The organism is Bacillus sp. BHET2 (genome assembly GCF_005938125.1).
Classification (GTDB): domain Bacteria; phylum Bacillota; class Bacilli; order Bacillales; family Bacillaceae_B; genus Rossellomorea.
The window spans coordinates 26965-46323 of record NZ_VCQN01000003.1; the positions used below are offsets into that span (position 1 = coordinate 26965).

A 19359-nucleotide genomic window follows, 5' to 3' on the forward strand; every position below is an offset into this window, starting at 1 on the left:
GAAATTCTTAAATTAGAATCGAATTCGTTCGGATTTTTTTGTTATTTAGCTGGTTCTAGCTTTTGATTGGACTTATTTCTCCCCGCAAACATTATCGCCCATATTATTTATCGAGTGAGGCAAGAGGGAAGGAGAAAAGGTTAATGGAATTCATTGCACTTGTACTAGCTGGCGGATCATTTTCAATCGTGATGGTTGTTCTTGAGCAAAATAAGAAATTAGAAAAAAGAGTGAAAGAGCTAGAGAGAAAATAATAAAATACTGAAAAGCATGAATAGAATTTCCTCATGCTTTTTTTTATGAAAATCAGCAAAAAATACCCTCAATCATATCCATTTTTGCGAAAAATCATGTGTATATAAATCAACATTTTGTAGCAAAATAAAGTAGCTAACGTTAGTGGAAAACTGAAATTGAAACAGAATTGTGAACAAAAGGTAACTTAATTTTATAAATTTTTATGAATAGATATAGCTAAAAAAGCGCTTTCATAAAAATATATACAATTTAACTGTATATTTATCCACATAGGTAAATGTAATCAGAAAATTCAGTCTGTTATACATGGGAATGTATGTTAGTATTAATAACGTTGTGAACTTGTTACGGAAAGTCGCTTCGCAGAAAAAACTTTTTCAAACATTTATGAGTGAATAAGTTTACAACCCGTATGCATGGGGTAAAGGACTGTTGGAATGATGTTTAATAAGGTCTTAAGGCATGGTTCAAAAGTTAGATTAAGCACCTAACGAATATGCAATACAAATTCACTGAAAGGAGAATGCTAACTACACAATGGATATAGCTACTTTAGTCACATTTATCGTTTATTTAATCGGAATGCTAGCAATCGGTATTATTTCTTACAAGTTAACAAGCAACTTATCGGATTACGTTCTTGGAGGACGTAGTTTAGGACCGGGGGTTGCGGCACTTAGTGCCGGAGCGTCTGACATGAGTTCATGGTTGTTACTCGGACTACCTGGTCTTGCTTATGCAATTGGTTTAGGTTCAATTTGGTTAAGTATTGGCTTAATTATTGGTGCTTATTTAAACTGGAGGTTCGTTGCTTCAAGATTACGTTCATACACGGAGGTCGCAAACGACTCGATTACGGTTCCAGATTTCTTTGAAAATCGTTTTAGAGATAGTTCCCGTCTTCTTCGTGTGATTTCAGCAGTGATTATTTTAGTATTCTTTACCTTCTACACATCTTCAGGTCTTGTAGGCGGAGCGTTATTATTCCAGGAAACGTTCGATATGTCTTACAATCAGTCCCTTTGGATTGGTGCGATTGTAATTATTTCTTACACTTTCCTTGGAGGATTCTTGGCAGTAAGTTGGACTGACTTTGTACAAGGGATTCTAATGTTCCTTGCATTGGTTATTACACCAATTGTTGCCATTTCAGAACTTGGTGGATGGAATGCAACAGTTGACGCCGTTCGCGCTGTTGATCCAGCTAATCTGGATACTATGAACACGATGACAGGCATTGGAGTTGTTTCACTTCTTGCTTGGGGACTTGGTTACTTCGGTCAACCACATATCATCACTCGATTTATGGCACTTAAATCCACGAAAGATGTACCAAAAGCACGTTGGATTGGTATGAGCTGGATGACACTATCAATGATTGGTGCTGTATTGGTTGGTTTCTCAGGTCTTGCTTATTTCGCAGACATGCCACTGATTACGGGCGATGTTGATAACTCTGAGAAAGTATTTATCTTCTTTACAGATGTATTATTCAACCCATGGGTATCCGGTATCCTGCTCGCAGCGATCCTTTCTGCTATCATGAGTACGATCGATTCTCAATTACTTGTTTCTTCAAGTGCATTGGCGGAAGATTTCTACAAAGCCATCCTCCGCAAAAATGCTTCTGATAATGAATTGGTATGGGTCGGCCGTATCGGAGTACTTCTTATCGCTTTCATCGCAATCATGCTTGCAATGCAGGGTAATCCTGCAAATGGCGGCGGAACGAAGATCCTTGATCTGGTAAGTTATGCGTGGGGTGGATTCGGTTCAGCATTCGGACCAATTATCCTACTGTCTCTATACTGGAAAGGTATGACACGAAACGGTGCACTGGCAGGTATGATCACTGGTGCTGTAACAGTCGTAGTTTGGAAACAGCTGACTGTAGCTGAGATCATTCCATTCGAACTGTATGAGTTAGTTCCAGGTTTCGTCCTGGCCGTACTTGCGATTATCATCTTCAGTAAGGTTGGACCACAGCCAAGCGCTGAGATCCAAGCTGAATTCGACGAAGCCGTTGCAAACGACATCGTAAAATAATTCAACAATAACCAAAGAGGTCCGTTCCTCGTCACGAAAGGTGACTGAGGGACGGACCTCTTTTTTGTTTGTTGCATTCTCTTTCTGGGATGTCTGTATGAGCAGGCCTTCGAATTCTTCTTCCTCTCCCCTCCTTTTGATAGTTCGCGAATTTTGTCGAAAGAAAAGTTAAAAAAGGTGTTCCAAATTAAAAAAGTCTGTTATATAATACAAACATGTTAAATAATCTGTATTATAACAATAGACTTGTTTGATACGTTTAAGGAGTGATGGTATTCCATGTCTACCAAAATGGTTGGGATCAAGGTAACAGGGGAGATGAAACCTGGATTTGATGATATTTTATCCCCGCAGGCACTACAGTTTTTAGAACAATTGGAGCGACGTTTCGGAGATAGACGTAGAGATCTGTTACACAACAGAGAGAAACAGCAGGAACGGATTAATGGAGGAGAGCTTCCTCACTTTCTACCTGAAACGGAATCGATTCGACAAAGTGAGTGGAGAGTCAGCCCGATTCCTCAAGCTCTTCAGGATCGAAGGGTCGAAATTACCGGACCTGTCGATCGGAAAATGGTCATCAATGCGTTGAATTCAGGCGCGAAATGTTTTATGGCATGTTTTGAAGATGCCACTTCACCTACATGGACCAACCTCTTAGAAGGACAAATCAACCTCAGAGATGCTGTGCATCAAACAATAGACTTCGAAACAAACGGAAAGCGATATGAACTGAACAAAGAGCATGCGGTATTAATCGTTCGACCGAGAGGATTGCATCTGGAAGAGAAGCATATTGAACTGGATGGGAAATCTATATCTGCGAGCTTGGTGGATTTTGGCTTATTCTTTTTTCATAACGCGACGTATTTAACCTCACTGAACAAAGGCCCTTATTTTTACTTACCTAAATTAGAAAGTCACTTGGAAGCGAGATTTTGGAATGATGTATTTGAATTCGCTCAAAAAAATGTTGGAATCCCCCAAGGGACGATTAAAGCAACGGTCCTGATTGAGACCATCACGGCGGCATTTGAAATGGATGAAATCCTTTACGAGTTAAAGGAGCATTCAGCAGGGTTGAACTGTGGAAGATGGGATTATATTTTCAGCTATATTAAAAAGCTTCGGGAACAAGAAAATGTGATTCTACCGGATCGCTCATTGGTCACGATGACGTCTCCATTCATGAGATCGTATTCCCTGCTTACGATTAAGACTTGTCATAGAAGGGGAGCGCCTGCTATAGGAGGAATGGCAGCACAAATTCCTGTAAAGAATGATCCCGTGAAGAACCAAGAAGCATTTAACAAAGTGAAAACGGATAAAGAAAGGGAAGCCCGTGATGGTCATGATGGAACGTGGGTAGCTCATCCCGGCCTTGTACCGGTTGCCATGGAAGTATTTAATCTGGAAATGAAGAAACCGAATCAAATCGAAGAAAAAACGCTACAGGATCTGGAAGTGTCAGAGCAAGATCTTCTTGAAGTTCCTCAAGGAAAGATAACAGAAGAGGGTGTCCGATTAAATATTAACGTCGGCATTCAATACATCTCTTCCTGGCTGAGCGGACAGGGGGCGGCTCCGATCCACGACCTGATGGAAGATGTGGCAACAGCTGAAATCTCCCGTGCTCAGCTATGGCAATGGATCCGCCATCCAAAGGGAGTCATGGGTGATGGCCGGGAAATCACCATCGACTTATATGAACAATTAAAGCAAGAAGAACTGACCAAACTCAAAAGCCAATTAGGAGACGATCAGTACAAAGAACGGCGATTCCAAGAAGCTGTCCACCTATTCGACCAACTTATTCATAACGACCAATTCACAGACTTCCTCACCACCCCAGGCTACCAAATCCTATAGAGGGACGGACCTGGAACGAAAATCGCAGCCGTCAAAAGGTTGCAGAATCAGGCATAAATTCTTTAGTAAATTACCGCTTCAGCAGAGTGAGGGACGGACCTCCCACCTGAAGCGAATCTAAAAAAGCATTCACTAAAAAACAAAAGGGAGAGATTCTAAATGGTAAAAGAAAATAACGAACGTGTATTGGCACTTCAAGAAAAATGGGAAATGGACTCAAGATGGAAAGGTATCACGCGACCATATTCTGCTGAAGATGTGATTCGCTTAAGAGGATCGATCGACATCGAGCATACCCTTGCCAAGCGCGGCTCTGAGAAGCTGTGGAACCTTCTTCACGAAGAAGATTATATTAATGCCCTTGGTGCCCTGACTGGTAATCAAGCTGTCCAACAAGTAAGAGCGGGACTGAAGGCGATTTATTTAAGCGGATGGCAAGTTGCAGCCGATGCCAATTTAGCAGGCCAGATGTATCCTGATCAAAGTCTTTACCCGGCGAACTCGGTACCTTCAGTTGTGAAAAGGATCAACCAAGCACTGCAGCGTGCTGATCAGGTTCACTATGTGGAAGGGGACGAATCGATTGATTGGTTTGTGCCGATTGTGGCCGATGCGGAAGCGGGATTTGGTGGCCAGTTGAATGTCTTCGAATTAATGAAGGGGATGATTGAGGCAGGAGCTTCTGCTGTCCACTTTGAAGACCAGCTTTCCTCTGAGAAGAAGTGCGGACATTTAGGGGGCAAGGTGCTTCTCCCTACGCAAACATCCGTGAAGAATCTCATTTCTGCCCGTCTTGCTGCTGATGTGATGGGTGTTTCGACCTTGATTGTTGCCCGTACAGATGCAAATGCAGCCGATCTCATCACGAGTGATGTAGATCCGTACGATGCTCCGTTCATTTCAGGAGACAGAACTCCGGAAGGCTTCTTCCGTACAAATGCGGGTCTTGACCAGGCGATTGCAAGGGGGCTTGCTTATGCTCCTTACGCCGATCTGGTTTGGTGTGAAACGTCGGAACCGAGTCTGGAGGAAGCTCGCCAATTTGCCGAGGCAATTCATGCTGAGCATCCAGGGAAACTATTGGCGTATAACTGCTCCCCTTCCTTTAATTGGAAAAAGAAGTTGGATGATGAGACAATCGCTAAGTTCCAGGTGGAGCTAGGGAAGATGGGGTATAAATTCCAGTTCGTCACGCTTGCCGGTTTCCATGCACTGAATCACAGTATGTTCGAGCTTGCAAGGGGCTACAAAGAGCGTGGAATGGCTGCATATTCTCAGCTTCAAGAAGCAGAGTTTGCAAGCGAGAAGCATGGATATTCCGCAACAAGGCATCAGCGTGAAGTCGGAACTGGCTACTTTGACGAAGTATCGATGGTAATCTCAGGTGGAACATCATCGACAACAGCTCTGAAAGGTTCAACGGAAGCTGCCCAATTCTAATAGCTCCGTATATGCGATGAATAAAAATAGAAGGTCCGTCCCTCGGGGGTTCAAGCTCCGAGGGACGGACCTTTCTTTGTGGTCGTTCCTTGTAGTACTATCGGAGCAATTTTGTGAAAAGAGTAACATTATGAAATTATTTATAAATATACTATTGATTTTATTAATATACATCCATATAATAAGACCTAATTTAAATTTATTATGTGTGGTGAATGGTAATGAATGTTGGTATTGTTGGGAGTACTGGTTATAGTGGGGTGGAGTTGTATCGGTTATTATCGACGCATCCTTATGTCGATGAATGTATTTTGTATTCATCTTCGCTGGAAGGATCCCGTTATGTGGAACAGTATCCTCATCTCGCCGGCCTGTCACAGGAAGTAGTGAAACCGATTATGATCGAGGAATTGCAACAGCTGGATTTCGTCTTTTTGGCTGTGCCATCAGGCGTATCCAAGGAATTATCTCAAAGGCTCCTTGGAAAGAAGGCAAAGGTGATTGATCTTTCCGGCGACCTTCGGTTAAAGAATCCAACTGAGTATGAAGAGTGGTACAAAGGAGAATCTGCACCGACTGAAATCTTGAATGAAGCTGTATACGGTTTAACCGAGATGAATCGAAACGCAATCGGGGAGGCGAAATTGATCGCCAATCCAGGCTGCTTTCCGACTGCGACTCTCCTTGGCTTGGCCCCTCTTTTTCATCATGAACTGATCAATCCCCATTCCATTATTATTGATGCGAAAACGGGGCTATCGGGAGCGGGAAGGAGGGCTACTCTATCTAGTCATTTTTCTGAAACCCAGGAAAATCTACGAATCTATAAAGTTCATGAACATCAACATATTCCAGAAATTGAACAGCAATTGAAGCAATGGAACATGGAAGCGGGCCCGATTACGTTTACGACACACCTCATTCCGATGACCCGTGGAATCATGGCGACGATATATGCAGAATTAATGAATGGTAGCTCCACTGAGGAGTTACATACCATCTATCAAAACTTCTATGGTAAACAGTCCTTTATAAGAATTCGTCCGATGGGTCAGTTTCCGAGCACAAAAGAGGTATCCGGCACAAACTTCTGTGATCTTTCCATAAAGTATGATCCACGAACCAACCGTGTCACAATCGTATCCGTGATCGATAATTTGGTGAAAGGGGCTGCGGGGCAAGCGGTTCAAAATATGAATGTGATGATGGGCTTGGACGAGACGAGTGGACTCCATCACAATCCAATTTATCCGTAAGAGGGGGAGAATCAATGAAACTAGCTAAAGAGAAGGTAGTACAAAAAATCAAGGGAGGAACGATTCTTTCGCCTCTCGGTTACAAGGCAGGTGGGATGCACGCCGGTCTAAGATACAAAAACAAGGATTTCGGAGTCATCTACAGTGAGAAGCCTGCACAATGCGGAGCCGTTTATACTCAAAGTCATTTTCAAGCTGCTCCCCTCAAAGTCACGCAAGAAAGCATCTCTGCATCAGGACAGCTACAAGCGATCGTTGTTAATAGTGCAATTGCGAACGCATGTACAGGCGAACAAGGCTTGAAAGATGCGTATCAGACAAGGGAGTGGATAGCGGAACGATATCAGATTCTGGAAGAACATGTAGCCGTTGCATCCACCGGGGTCATCGGTGAGTGGCTTCCGATGGAAAAGGTGGAACAGGGCTGTAACGAAATCGAGATTGATTCCAATCAACAAGCTGCCCACGCTTTTCAGCAAGCCATCCTGACGACGGATACGATTGAAAAATCTTCATGCTATCAAGTAGAAGTAGGTGGAGAAACCGTCACAATCGGAGGATGTGCGAAAGGATCGGGCATGATCCATCCGAATATGGCGACGATGCTCGGCTTTATTACAACCGATGCGAATATTGAGTCGTCCATTCTTCAAACAGCACTTAATACTTCCATCAATCAATCCTTCAACCAAATCACCGTAGATGGAGAAACGTCCACCAACGATATGGTCATAGCCATGGCAAATGGAATGGCGGAAAACGATTCATTGCATGAGAATCACCCGGATTGGATGCACTTTCAACAGGGGTTGAATCTTGTCTGTGAGGACCTCGCTAAACAAATTGCCCGTGACGGTGAAGGGGCAACCAAGCTAGTGGAAGTGAATGTTACTGGTGCCCACACTCATCAGGAAGCGAATATACTGGCCAAAAAAATTGTTGGCTCCAATTTAGTGAAAACAGCCCTCTTTGGAGGCGATCCGAACTGGGGAAGGATCGTAGGTGCCATGGGACACAGTGATGTAACGATCACACCCAATCTATGTGACATTTATATTGGAGAGACGCTTGTATTCTCTAAGGGCACCCCACAATCCTTCGCTGAAGAGAGTGTAAGTCATGACATGCAAGCAGAACATGTGAACATTAAGATCCTGTTGAACAATGGTGAAGGAAAAGGGAAAGCTTGGGGGTGCGATCTTACGTATGACTACGTCAAAATCAATGCAAGTTATCGAACATAAGCCTGTGATTGTCGTCAAATTGGGAGGAAGCATCCTTTCTAAACTGAGCACCTCCTTTTCCAGAAACATCAAGGAGCTTCAGCATCATTACCATATAATACTCGTTCACGGAGGAGGGCCGCATATCTCGGAAATGCTGAATAACCTGGGAATTGAATCCACCTTTACAAACGGACAAAGAAAAACAACCGGAGCTGTGTTAGAAGTTGCTGAACAAGTATTAAAGGGGAAGGTGAATGGTGAGTTAACTCACCGGCTCAGTTTATCCGGATTGAACGCGGTTGGACTTTGCGGGTACGATGCAGGGTTATTAAAGGCAACTTTCATAGATGAGAAGTCTTTGGGTTTTGTCGGCAAAATTGAGGAGGTAAACCTTACGCTGCTAGACAACCTTCTTTCGTTAAACTACCTGCCGGTTATCGCGCCACTTGCCATGACGAAGGAAGGGCAAAAGTTGAATGTGAACGCCGATCTGGCTGCATCGGCCATAGCTGAATCCTTACAGGCTGAGAAGTTGGTATTTGTCACAGACGTACCTGGAATTTTAAAAGACGGTGAGCTTGTTTCACGTGTAACAATTGACGTGATCCTTCAATATATAGAATCCGGTGTGATCCACGGCGGGATGATCCCGAAGGTGCAGGCAGCCCTATCAGCTCTGAACCTTAATATGAATGAAGTCATGATCGTTGGATGTCAGGATGATATCATTCAGGATGGTAAAATGATTGGCACGCGAATAACAGAAGGAAAAGAGGTTCAGGCGATATGAGTCACGTATTCCCAACGTATAATCGGTTAGACATTGAATTAGTTTCAGGAAAAGGCACGGAGGTACAAGATTCTAATGGGCAAATATATTTGGATTTCATTTCAGGAATTGCCGTTTGTAATTTAGGTCACGCTCCTTCAGTCGTAAAGGAGGCTGTTGAACAACAGCTGGAGAAGCTTTGGCATGTGTCCAATCTGTTTCCCATTACCAAGCAGGAAGAAGCGGCTTCCCTTCTCGCTTCTGCAAGTAACTTGGATGCAGTTTTCTTCTGTAACAGTGGGGCTGAAGCAAATGAAGCGGCGATTAAATTAGCGAAAAAGCATACGGGGAAAACAAGGATCCTGACCTTTAAGCAATCTTTTCACGGACGGACCTTTGCCACGATGAGCGCGACTGGACAAGAAAAGGTCCATAGTGGATTCGGTCCCTTACTACCAACTTTTGAATATTTCCCTTATAACGATGAATCTGCTCTTTTAAACGTGAAAGAAAAAGACGTTGCAGCAATCATGGTGGAGGTGATCCAAGGAGAAGGTGGGGTCAACCCAGGGACTATCTCCTTTTTACAAACAGTGGAGGAGAAGTGCAGGGAGTTAGGTGCTTTACTCATTATCGATGAAGTGCAAACGGGCATCGGACGTACAGGAGCTCCGTTTGCCTATCAGCATTATTCCCTGGATCCTGATATCGTAACAGCGGCGAAAGGATTGGGAAGTGGCTTCCCGGTAGGAGCCATGATTGGGAAAGAAGAACTCATTCCATCGTTTTCACCTGGAACACATGGCTCGACATTCGGGGGGAACCCATTGGCGATGGCAGCTGCCAAGGCGACGCTGGAAACGATTTTCGATGAGTCTTTCCTACAGGAAGTTCAGAGTAAAGCCAAGTACTTTATCAAAGAGCTGCAGAATCACCTTCAGGAATGTCAGACTGTAAAAGAGATAAAAGGGACCGGCTTCATGATTGGCATCCAATTCGATTGCGAAGTTAATGAAATTATTAATGAGCTGCGACACAATGGTTTATTAACTATTCCAGCAGGAGTGCATGTGATCCGTCTATTGCCACCGTTAACAGTCACTTACGACGAACTCGATAAGTCGCTTCAAATATTGGTGAGCACAGTGAAGAAACAGAAATCGGCTAGTTTCTATTAATCTATTTTTTTAGTTTGAAATGTATAAAAATACTTAGTTCCAATTAAATATTCAATTATAGGAGGTAAACTCATGACCGGTTACTTATGCTTAGAAAATGGTAGCACCTTTATAGGTGATGTCACATTGGAGGAAGACGATCCCGTTCAGGGTGAAATTGTATTTTTCACGGGAATGACAGGTTACCAGGAGGTCCTGACCGACCCATCCTACAAGGATCAAATCGTCGTCTTTACGTATCCGCTCATTGGTCAGTACGGGGTGAATGAAGACGATTTCGAAAGTGAAAAGCCTCAGGTAAAAGGGGTCATCATGCTTCGTTCACCTGAGTTGTACTCCCATTATCATGCCACGTCTTCCCTTAAGGACTATCTTCAAAAGTGGAAGATTCCACTCATGACAGGAGTGGATACGAGAGAGGTAGTGAAGGAGATCCGTGACGCAGGTAGCCAAAATGCATGTATAGCTCATACGGAAATTCACCCCGATCAAATGAAACGAACAGGACAAATTGAAAAGGTTGCCCTTTCTCACATTCGGGAGCTAGGGGGTGGGAATAAGCATATAGGGGTCGTTGATTTCGGAGTGAAGAAATCGATCGTATCAAGTTTGGTCAACATGGGTTGTCTAGTTACGGTCATACCGTATAACCAATTGGAGGTGCTCGATCAGTTGAAGGTTGATGGACTTGTGCTCTCAAACGGTCCCGGAGATCCGAAAGACATGGTGGATTTCTTACCAGTGCTGAAGGAGAATATGATGAAGCTTCCGACACTTGGCATTTGCTTAGGGCATCAATTAATCGCCCTGGCATTCGGCGGAGATACGGAGCGATTGTTATTCGGTCATAGAGGAGCGAACCACCCCGTCATTGATAAACAATCCGGTGAGGTATTCATCACTTCGCAAAATCATAATTACGTTGTGGATGGAAATAGTTTGGCAGGAACCGGATTGGAGCCGCGATTTATAAACGTCAATGACGGTTCCCTGGAAGGACTCCAGCATAGGAACAAACCGATCCTATCGGTGCAATTCCACCCAGAAGCCCGTCCTGGCCCGGAGGATGCTTCGTGGATATTCGAACAATTCTATCAAACGATTACACAACCAGGGAGAGAGAAGATGTATGCCTAAAAATTCTAGTATTCAAAAAATCATGATTATCGGATCAGGACCCATCATCATCGGGCAGGCGGCTGAATTTGATTACTCCGGAACGCAAGGGTGCCTGGCCCTGAAGGAAGAAGGGTATGAGGTGATTCTCGTGAATCATAATCCGGCCACAATCATGACGGATACCACTTATGCTGACAAAGTGTATAGTGAACCTCTTACGATCAAAACCCTGACCGCAATTATTGAAAAAGAACGCCCCCATGGATTGGTAGCCAATCTTGGTGGTCAAACCGCCCTTAACTTGGCAGTCGGGCTGGATGAAAAAGGGGTACTGACGAAGTATGGGGTCACGTTACTCGGGACCTCGGTGGATTCGATTCAAAAGGGCGAGGATCGAGAGAAATTTCGAACCTTGATGAACACATTAGGCCATCCGACAGCTGAAAGTGCAATCGTTCATAATCTTCAGGAAGCGCTCGTTTTTTCTGAAACGATTGCCTTACCCATTATCGTCCGTCCCGCCTATACGCTAGGAGGAAGAGGTGGCGGGATTGCCTCTACCAAGGAGGAATACAATAAGCTTGTTCAAACTGGTCTAAAGGCTAGCCCGATTCATCAAGTACTTGTAGAGAAAAGCATCGCCGGGTTCAAAGAAATTGAGTATGAAGTGATGAGAGATTCGAAAGGAAATTGTATCTCCGTTTGTAATATGGAGAATTTCGACCCTGTAGGAGTCCATACGGGTGATTCGATTGTTGTCGCACCGTCCCAAACGTTGACCGATCAGGAGTTTCATATGCTCCGAACAGCTGCGTTTAATATTATCAGTGCGTTAGAGGTAGTGGGGGGATGCAATATACAATTTGCTTTAGACCCTGACAGTAACCAGTACTATGTGATTGAAGTGAACCCCCGGGTGAGCAGATCTTCCGCCTTGGCATCGAAGGCCACCGGTTATCCAATCGCCAAGATTGCCGTAAAGCTTGCGGTTGGTCAAACCCTGGATGAAATCATCAACCCATTGACCCGAACTACGTTTGCAAGCTTTGAACCGGCACTTGATTATGTCGTCGTCAAGTTCCCGAGGTGGCCGTTTGATAAATTCCCTGAAGCGAACCGGGTGCTCGGAACGAAGATGAAAGCGACCGGGGAAGTGATGGCGATTGAGCGCTCGTTAGAGGCGGCATTCCAGAAAGCTCTTCAATCGTTGGATCTGCCCCTGGAAACAATTAAGAGTGAGGTGGCCGGGGGAGCTACAGAAGAGCTGGGGAAAAGGATTGCTACACCGACAGATCTCCGCTTCTTTGAACTGGTGGAGTTGTTAAGACGGGGACATTCAATTCACGATCTTCACGAAAAAACAGGGATCGATCGGCTGTTCTTATCGATCTTACAGAACGTTGTGTCCATGGAAGAAAAGCTTATGGAATCACCACTCACTCCTCTGGTGTTAAAAGAAGCGAAGGAATGTCGATTTGAAGATCATACCATCGCCGCATTCACTGGGAACTCAGTAAAAACCGTACAAAAGATGAGAGCGGATCATGGCATCCAACCCGCCTATAAAATGGTGGACACATGTGCCGGCGAGTTCGAAGCAATCACCAACTATGCGTATTCCACTTATTATGGAAACAATGAAATTCAACCGCTACAGGGTAAGAAGAAGGTTCTAATCATTGGGGCGGGGCCGATTCGAATCGGACAGGGCGTCGAATTTGACTACAGTGCCGTCAAGGCGATTCAACGCTTGAAGGAGCACGGATACACGACAATCATGGTGAATAATAACCCTGAAACCGTGAGTACAGATTATGAAACGGCAGATCGGTTGTATTTTGAACCGATTACGGAAGAGTCGGTTCTTTCGATTATCGGGCACGAGAACATTGAATCGGTCCTCGTTCAATTTGGTGGACAAACCGCATTGAATCTGGCTGGTGTTCTAGAAGAAAGGGGAGTCCGATTACTTGGGACGTCTTCAGACATCATTGATCGAGTAGAAGATCGGGAACGTTTTTATCAATTTCTGGATGACGTAAAGATCCCACGTGTGAAAGGAGATATTTGTCACAGTAAAGAAGAGGCGTTGCAGGTGGCAGGCCACTTAGCCTTTCCTCTCCTCTGCCGTCCATCCTATGTCATTGGTGGCAAAGGGATGGTGAAAGTACAAACGTTAGAGGAGATGCAAGCCTTTATACAGGGAGCGGATGAAGAGTACTTTCCCATCTTAATAGATGAATTTAAAGAAGGGAAGGAAGTTGAAATCGATCTTGTGGGAGACGGAATTGAGGTGTACGTCCCGGGGGTGATGGAGCATATTGAACGAGCAGGAGTCCATTCTGGTGACAGTATGTCCATTTTCCCTTCTGAATCCTTACCGGACGTCATCAAGAAGACAATCGAAGACTATGCCCGGAAGATTGTATCGGGTCTTCAGTACAGAGGGATCATGAACATCCAATTCTTGTTACAGGATCAAGATGTATTTGTATTGGAGGTAAATCCGCGAGCAAGTAGAACGGTTCCGGTCATCAGCAAGATTCTTGCCTTCTCATTGATCGACATGGCCACCGATCTCATGTGTGACGAGGAGCTAGCCATCGATTTCTTTACCCCTCCATCAGAAATAGACGTGGTCGGTGTGAAGTACCCTGTGTTTTCTTCCCATGCCCTGCCGGAAATCGATCAAATACTCGGCGCCAACATGAAATCCACTGGAGAGGGATTATGTCTCGGAGCATCCGTCGAAGAAGCCTTGTTTAAAGTGTTCGAAGAAGTTCATGAGGGAGTAGGAAGAGGTGGTACTCTCTATGTGGATAGTGAGTGGAACGAATTAAAGCAATATCAAACGTCCAATGAATCATCGTTTCATGATTGGATTGAAACAAACAATGCCAGTGTATATTTCAGCAACGAAGAATCGTACGAAATGAAGAAAAGAAGAATGACGGCATTAGAAGCAGGGGTTACGGTATTGACCGAAGCAGAAACGCTATATGCGTTTATTCGAAGTAAGGATGCAAAGAATGTCCAGCCGATTCCATTAGCCCCAACAAAATCTATGCAGGGAGTGAGCAGAGTATGACCAATTCACATGCGGCACCATCACCGGTAAAGGTTTCTTTAAAGGGGAGAGATCTTGTCACGTGGTTAGATTACACGACGGAGGAAATACATGATCTCTTATCACTGGCACAGGACTTGAAGAAATACCCTTATTCAAAAGCGCTGGAGGGAAAGACCCTTGCCATGATTTTTGAAAAGTCGTCGACCAGAACAAGGGTCTCTTTTGAAGCGGGTATGCTCCAGTTGGGAGGACACGCCATTTATTTGAATTCCCGTGATATTCAACTGGGAAGAGGAGAATCGATAGCGGATACGGCACGGGTCCTTTCTTCTTACGTGGATGGGATTATGATCCGCACCTTCGAGACTGAGAAGGTGACACAGTTGGCCCAATACGCCAGTGTTCCCGTAATCAATGGCCTCTGCGATACGTATCACCCTTGCCAGGCATTGGCGGATGTCCTGACGATCCTTGAACTGAAAGGAAAGTTTAAAGGGGAGAAGGTTGTCTATATCGGTGACGGAAACAATGTCGCCCACTCCTTCATGATCCTTTGTGCAAAGCTTGGGATGGATGTTGTTGTTGCGTGTCCAGAAGGTTATGAGCCGGCAGAAGAACTTGTTGAAAAGACCGTGGAGCTTGCTGGGGTAAGCGGCGGTAGCTTTAGCATTACTTACAATCCTATTAAAGCGGTAAGTGGTGCTGACGTTGTCTATACCGATGTATGGGCAAGCATGGGGCAGGAGGAAGAAGCGGCGAAACGGCTTGAAGATTTCAATGGATATCAAGTGAATGACCAGCTCCTTGAACATGCAGCACCTGACGTGAAATTTCTCCACTGTCTTCCGGCCCACAGGGAAGAAGAAGTGACAGCAGCCGTCATTGACGGTCCGTGCTCAGCTGTGTTTCAGCAAGCAGAAAACCGATTACATGTTCAAAAGGCGATTTTGCAATTGGTATTTTTATAAACGTGTACGAAGGCGGTCGCTTTCATATGGGTTCTCTGAACCATCTGGGAAGCTGATTTGTTATAAAGCAGAAGGGTTCGCTCAAATACGGAGCGAACCCTTTTAGTTGCTTGAGGGCCACCCTATAAGAGAAAATGAGACAGACCCAAATGAACACATGTAAACATATAGTATAGGAGAAACTGTGAATAGACGTTTTGGAGGTGCAGTGTTTTTGAACAGACCAACAATTGATGATTACTTGGAAAATGGTATGTACGGGCAGAAACAAACAAAACCTGATGAAAGAAGAAAGTTTCTCGGAACGCTGAGAGAGCGGATCGTTATTGCCTTGACTCAAAGTCAGGTAAGGGAAAAAGGCGTGTATAAGGAAGTTCAGGAAAGCTTAAAGAAGCACCCGAATGCAAAGCTTTTATTAAATGGGAATATGAGCTACACCTTTTTATCTAAATATATCAAGCTTGCCGATACGTTCCATGTCTCATTTTCAATGGTAACGAATAAAGACACTGAGACAGAGGTCGGACTCGTTCTCGCATATGATCATGCCATAGATCAAGAAGAAATCTATGTTAAGAAAAAAAGTGAAAAAACCTCTGAATTTAAACCGAAGCAAAAGAAAAGCCTGTTTTCGTCGATTAAAAATAAGCTTTTCTAATTGTGCTTTCCCTTTTGGAAGAAAGAGAGTTTAAATAACCCCTTCAAAATCGCTGGGATGACAAACAGAATAAATAAGATCCGGAACAGATGATACCCTGTAATGATGGAAAGGTCTGCGTTGACGGCTTGTCCGACCAAAGCCATTTCGGCCATTCCTCCAGGAGCCAGGCTTATAAAGGCAGTAAGAAATGAGATGTCATGCCAGCGACTTAATAGAAAACTAAGCCCTATGCAACATAACAACAGGCAGAAGGAAGTAAATAAAGACCACAGTATAAATTTCGTCAAGTGTTTGGATGACGAGAAATTCATCATGAAGCTGAAGTAGATGCCCAAGGATAATTGAGCCAGAATAATGAATAGGACCGGCATATGGGGAATTGGGAATTCAGCCACCATGAACCCACCAATGACCAGAATCGGTCCAAGTAATGACGGGGTAGGCAGGTGGATTTTCTTAGCCATGATGCCGGATCCGATAGCTATGATGAAAAATAGGACAAAGCTCCACTGAAATGATGGGGTATGTATAGAAGATGTGACACCACCTGCGCCGGATCCGCCTCCAGCCAATAAGGGACTGAAGACAAGGAAAGGTACAACAAAGATGACAGAAAGCAATCGTATGACTTGAAGGATCGTCACAACTGTCAAATCGATATTCTTCATCTCTTCCCCCAGAGCCACCATCTGTGAAAGTCCTCCGGGTATGCTTCCGGTAATGGTTGAGGATAGACCGACCCCCGTCATCTTAGACGTGATATAAGCAAGAACCATACTGAACACGATGATTGTGATCGACATCGTCAGCATTGAGGGCAGCTGAGTGAAAATTTCTATCATGGTTTTCTGACTGAACGACTGACCGATGGCATAGCCAACGATGATTAAGCCGAGGTCCCTGAAATAAACCGGCCATGCTAACTCGAGCCTCGTCCACTTATTCATAAGAAAGACGGAAATCATAGAACCGAGCAGCCAGGAAAGGGGCAGATGAAGGAAGGTGAACACACCGCCACCTATAACCCCGACGACAAAAGTGAGTAAAAAACGATGCATATTGAAAATCCTCTCAAATATATGTACTCCCTTTAAAGGTAATCAATTGGAAGAGAGGAAGCAAATGGAATGCTACTATTGAATGTTGAGGTAGCGCTTCGGATCGAGATTACTTCCTTCGGCGACAATCGCTGTCATCCCTTGGTTGGATCTGGATTCGTGCATTTCCCCTTTATTCTCGATTGTTAAAGGGAATGACGCATAAACGTGTGAGAATGACGCATAAACGGAAAAAGTGACGCAATAACGGGTGGAAATGACGCATAAAATCAAAAAATGACGCAATCACCCCCGAAACCGACGCATAAACCCATCCCCCCTTCGCTAAACTCCCCTTTTCGCACTGAAAATCACTCAACCATCTCAAAATCAATCAGAACACTACTCCGGAAGGCTGGATTTCGTCCGGAAACATCTAATTTCAACTAAAAATCTGATGATCCAGGTCTAAAGCTTCAAGAACTTCACCATTCCCGTTCAACTTTCCTTAATCCTCATCTCCACCCAAGGTCCGTCCCTCACAAAATAACACCGGCAACCTTTTTCGTGATAGAATAAATGGAAGTGTGAACAACCATTGTTATCACGTATCATAGTTGCTTTAATGAAGCGAATTTTGGTATTATCAATAGTATTGTAAGTGTTCGAACATATACGGAGGTGAAGAAGATGTCTAGAATTTCTGAAGAGCAAGTGAAGCATGTAGCACACCTTGCACGATTAGCCATCACAGAGGATGAAGCGAAAAAGTTCACAACTCAGCTTGATGCGATTATCGGATTTGCCGAGCAGCTGAATGAATTGGATACTTCAAATGTGGAAGCGACAAGTCATGTATTGGATATGAAGAACGTTATGCGTGAAGATAAATCCGTTGAAGGATTACCACGTGAAGAAGTATTGAAGAACGCACCAGACAAACAAGATGGACAAGTTCGCGTTCCATCGATCTTGGACTAAGGAGGGGACCTCATGTCATTATTTGATCATAAATTATCAGAGCTTCATGAGCTTTTACATAAGAAAGAAGTATCTGTTACAGATCTAGTAGACGAATCATACAAACGCATTGATTCGGTTGAAGGTAAGGTAAAAGCATTTTTAACACTGGATGAAGAAAATGCCCGTAGTAAAGCGAAAGAAATGGATTCAAAGCTTGGTACCGATGAAAGCAAAGGGCTGTTATTCGGAATGCCGATCGGGATTAAGGATAATATCGTCACAAAAGGACTTCGTACCACTTGTGCAAGTAAAATCCTTGAAGACTTCAATCCGATTTATAATGCGACGGTTATTAATAAATTACATAGCGCCGATACGATTACGATCGGTAAATTGAATATGGATGAGTTTGCTATGGGTTCATCTACTGAAAACTCAGGTTTCCAGAAGACAAGCAACCCATGGAATCTTGAAACAGTTCCAGGTGGCTCTTCAGGTGGATCGGCAGCATCAGTAGCAGCAGGAGAAGTACCTTTCTCACTAGGTTCTGATACAGGTGGATCGATCCGTCAACCGGCAGCATTCACAGGTACAGTCGGTTTAAAACCAACTTACGGACGCGTATCCCGTTTCGGTCTTGTGGCATTTGCTTCATCACTTGATCAAATCGGACCGATCACTCGTAACGTTGAAGACAATGCTTACTTATTACAAGCAATCGCTGGACTTGATCCAAATGATTCTACTTCAGCAAATGTAGAGGTTCCGAATTACGCGGAGGCTCTGACTGGTGATGTAAAAGGCTTGAAAATTGCTGTGCCGAAAGAATACTTGGGTGAGGGTGTCGGGGAAGAAGCCCGTCAAGCTGTGCTTGCTTCACTGAAAGTGCTGGAAGGCATGGGCGCGACATGGGAAGAGGTCTCACTGCCTCATTCTAAATTCGGCGTTTCAACGTACTACTTATTATCATCTTCTGAAGCATCTGCCAATCTTGCCCGTTTTGATGGTGTTCGTTACGGTTACCGTACACAGAATGCAGAGAATCTTCTTGATCTCTACAAGAACACACGTGCAGAAGGCTTTGGTGACGAAGTGAAGCGTCGTATTATGCTCGGAACGTTTGCCTTAAGTTCTGGTTATTATGAAGCTTATTATAAGAAAGCACAACAAGCCCGTACACTGATTAAGAAAGACTTTGAAGATGTATTTGCGAAATATGACGTTATCATCGGACCAACGACACCGACCCCAGCCTTCAAAATTGGAGAAAAAATCGACGATCCATTAACGATGTACGCAAATGATATTTTAACCATTCCAGTAAACCTTGCAGGGGTACCAGGAATTTCTGTTCCTTGTGGATTCTCTTCAACTGGATTGCCACTAGGACTGCAAATCATCGGAAAGCATTTTGATGAAAGCACAATTTATCGCGTAGCCCATGCATTTGAGCAAGCTACAGATTTCCATACAAAAAGACCACAACTGTAAGGGGTGAA

Annotated in this window: 14 protein-coding genes; 13 read left to right on the forward strand and 1 reads right to left on the reverse strand. The window is 44.1% G+C overall.

Annotated elements, in window-relative coordinates:
- The first annotated feature begins 795 nt into the window (after window positions 1-795).
- The 11 genes from putP (at window position 796) to FGG79_RS12905 (ending at window position 15857) form a co-directional block, all read left to right on the forward strand.
- On the forward strand, window positions 796-2304 hold the full coding sequence (gene putP, locus FGG79_RS12855) for a sodium/proline symporter PutP (RefSeq protein WP_138778952.1): 1509 nt from the start codon (window positions 796-798) through the stop codon (window positions 2302-2304).
- A gap of 279 nt (window positions 2305-2583) precedes the next feature.
- Window positions 2584-4173: a malate synthase A gene (gene aceB, locus FGG79_RS12860; protein WP_138778953.1), complete on the forward strand. Its 1590-nt coding sequence runs from the start codon at window positions 2584-2586 to the stop codon at window positions 4171-4173.
- A gap of 159 nt (window positions 4174-4332) precedes the next feature.
- Window positions 4333-5613 (forward strand): isocitrate lyase, encoded by a 1281-nt coding sequence (gene aceA / locus FGG79_RS12865; protein ID WP_138778955.1) that lies wholly within the window; start codon window positions 4333-4335, stop codon window positions 5611-5613.
- A 221-nt stretch (window positions 5614-5834) separates the two neighbouring features.
- On the forward strand, window positions 5835-6869 hold the full coding sequence (gene argC, locus FGG79_RS12870) for an N-acetyl-gamma-glutamyl-phosphate reductase (RefSeq protein ID WP_138778957.1): 1035 nt from the start codon (window positions 5835-5837) through the stop codon (window positions 6867-6869).
- Window positions 6870-6883: 14 nt separating this feature from the next.
- Complete coding sequence (argJ, locus tag FGG79_RS12875) at window positions 6884-8113, forward strand: bifunctional ornithine acetyltransferase/N-acetylglutamate synthase (protein WP_138778959.1); 1230 nt, start codon at window positions 6884-6886, stop codon at window positions 8111-8113.
- On the forward strand, window positions 8076-8885 hold the full coding sequence (argB, locus tag FGG79_RS12880; protein WP_240794271.1) for an acetylglutamate kinase: 810 nt from the start codon (window positions 8076-8078) through the stop codon (window positions 8883-8885). Before argJ ends, argB begins: the two co-directional genes overlap by 38 nt.
- Window positions 8882-10042 carry an acetylornithine transaminase gene (locus FGG79_RS12885; RefSeq protein ID WP_138778961.1) on the forward strand — a complete coding sequence of 387 codons (1161 nt, stop codon included), beginning with the start codon at window positions 8882-8884 and terminating at the stop codon, window positions 10040-10042. Before argB ends, FGG79_RS12885 begins: the two co-directional genes overlap by 4 nt.
- A 72-nt stretch (window positions 10043-10114) precedes the next feature.
- A complete protein-coding gene (locus FGG79_RS12890; RefSeq protein WP_138778963.1) occupies window positions 10115-11179 on the forward strand; it encodes a carbamoyl phosphate synthase small subunit in 1065 nt (354 codons plus the stop codon).
- Window positions 11172-14249 carry a carbamoyl phosphate synthase large subunit gene (locus tag FGG79_RS12895; RefSeq protein ID WP_138778965.1) on the forward strand — a complete coding sequence of 1026 codons (3078 nt, stop codon included), beginning with the start codon at window positions 11172-11174 and terminating at the stop codon, window positions 14247-14249. The genes FGG79_RS12890 and FGG79_RS12895 overlap by 8 nt, the downstream gene beginning before the upstream one ends.
- The gene (gene argF, locus FGG79_RS12900; RefSeq protein ID WP_138778968.1) at window positions 14246-15199 is read left to right on the forward strand and encodes an ornithine carbamoyltransferase; all 954 of its coding nucleotides are present in this window, start codon (window positions 14246-14248) and stop codon (window positions 15197-15199) included. The genes FGG79_RS12895 and argF overlap by 4 nt, the downstream gene beginning before the upstream one ends.
- 214 nt (window positions 15200-15413) lie before the next feature.
- The gene (locus FGG79_RS12905; RefSeq protein ID WP_138778970.1) at window positions 15414-15857 is read left to right on the forward strand and encodes a YueI family protein; all 444 of its coding nucleotides are present in this window, start codon (window positions 15414-15416) and stop codon (window positions 15855-15857) included.
- On the opposite strand, the gene FGG79_RS12910 is transcribed toward FGG79_RS12905, so the two are convergent.
- A complete protein-coding gene (locus FGG79_RS12910; protein ID WP_138778972.1) occupies window positions 15854-16918 on the reverse strand; it encodes an AbrB family transcriptional regulator in 1065 nt (354 codons plus the stop codon). The genes FGG79_RS12905 and FGG79_RS12910 overlap by 4 nt on opposite strands.
- 669 nt (window positions 16919-17587) lie before the next feature.
- Between FGG79_RS12910 and gatC the strand changes: the two genes are divergently transcribed.
- Both gatC and gatA read left to right on the forward strand, forming a co-directional pair.
- Window positions 17588-17878 carry an Asp-tRNA(Asn)/Glu-tRNA(Gln) amidotransferase subunit GatC gene (gene gatC / locus FGG79_RS12920; RefSeq protein ID WP_138778976.1) on the forward strand — a complete coding sequence of 97 codons (291 nt, stop codon included), beginning with the start codon at window positions 17588-17590 and terminating at the stop codon, window positions 17876-17878.
- A gap of 12 nt (window positions 17879-17890) precedes the next feature.
- A complete protein-coding gene (gene gatA / locus FGG79_RS12925) occupies window positions 17891-19351 on the forward strand; it encodes an Asp-tRNA(Asn)/Glu-tRNA(Gln) amidotransferase subunit GatA (protein WP_138778978.1) in 1461 nt (486 codons plus the stop codon).
- Window positions 19352-19359: the final 8 nt, after the last annotated feature.

What these genes read in the sequence shown, in the direction of transcription:
- argC (WP_138778957.1), top strand. Translation starts at nt 5,835, where the DNA reads ATGAATGTTGGTATTGTTGGGAGTACTGGTTATAGTGGGGTGGAGTTG.
- aceB (WP_138778953.1), top strand. Translation starts at nt 2,584, where the DNA reads ATGTCTACCAAAATGGTTGGGATCAAGGTAACAGGGGAGATGAAACCT.
- gatC (WP_138778976.1), top strand. Translation starts at nt 17,588, where the DNA reads ATGTCTAGAATTTCTGAAGAGCAAGTGAAGCATGTAGCACACCTTGCA.
- aceA (WP_138778955.1), top strand. Translation starts at nt 4,333, where the DNA reads ATGGTAAAAGAAAATAACGAACGTGTATTGGCACTTCAAGAAAAATGG.
- FGG79_RS12910 (WP_138778972.1), bottom strand. Translation starts at nt 16,918, where the DNA reads ATGCATCGTTTTTTACTCACTTTTGTCGTCGGGGTTATAGGTGGCGGT.
- argB (WP_240794271.1), top strand. Translation starts at nt 8,076, where the DNA reads ATGACTACGTCAAAATCAATGCAAGTTATCGAACATAAGCCTGTGATT.
- gatA (WP_138778978.1), top strand. Translation starts at nt 17,891, where the DNA reads ATGTCATTATTTGATCATAAATTATCAGAGCTTCATGAGCTTTTACAT.
- FGG79_RS12890 (WP_138778963.1), top strand. Translation starts at nt 10,115, where the DNA reads ATGACCGGTTACTTATGCTTAGAAAATGGTAGCACCTTTATAGGTGAT.
- FGG79_RS12895 (WP_138778965.1), top strand. Translation starts at nt 11,172, where the DNA reads ATGCCTAAAAATTCTAGTATTCAAAAAATCATGATTATCGGATCAGGA.
- putP (WP_138778952.1), top strand. Translation starts at nt 796, where the DNA reads ATGGATATAGCTACTTTAGTCACATTTATCGTTTATTTAATCGGAATG.
- argJ (WP_138778959.1), top strand. Translation starts at nt 6,884, where the DNA reads ATGAAACTAGCTAAAGAGAAGGTAGTACAAAAAATCAAGGGAGGAACG.
- FGG79_RS12885 (WP_138778961.1), top strand. Translation starts at nt 8,882, where the DNA reads ATGAGTCACGTATTCCCAACGTATAATCGGTTAGACATTGAATTAGTT.
- argF (WP_138778968.1), top strand. Translation starts at nt 14,246, where the DNA reads ATGACCAATTCACATGCGGCACCATCACCGGTAAAGGTTTCTTTAAAG.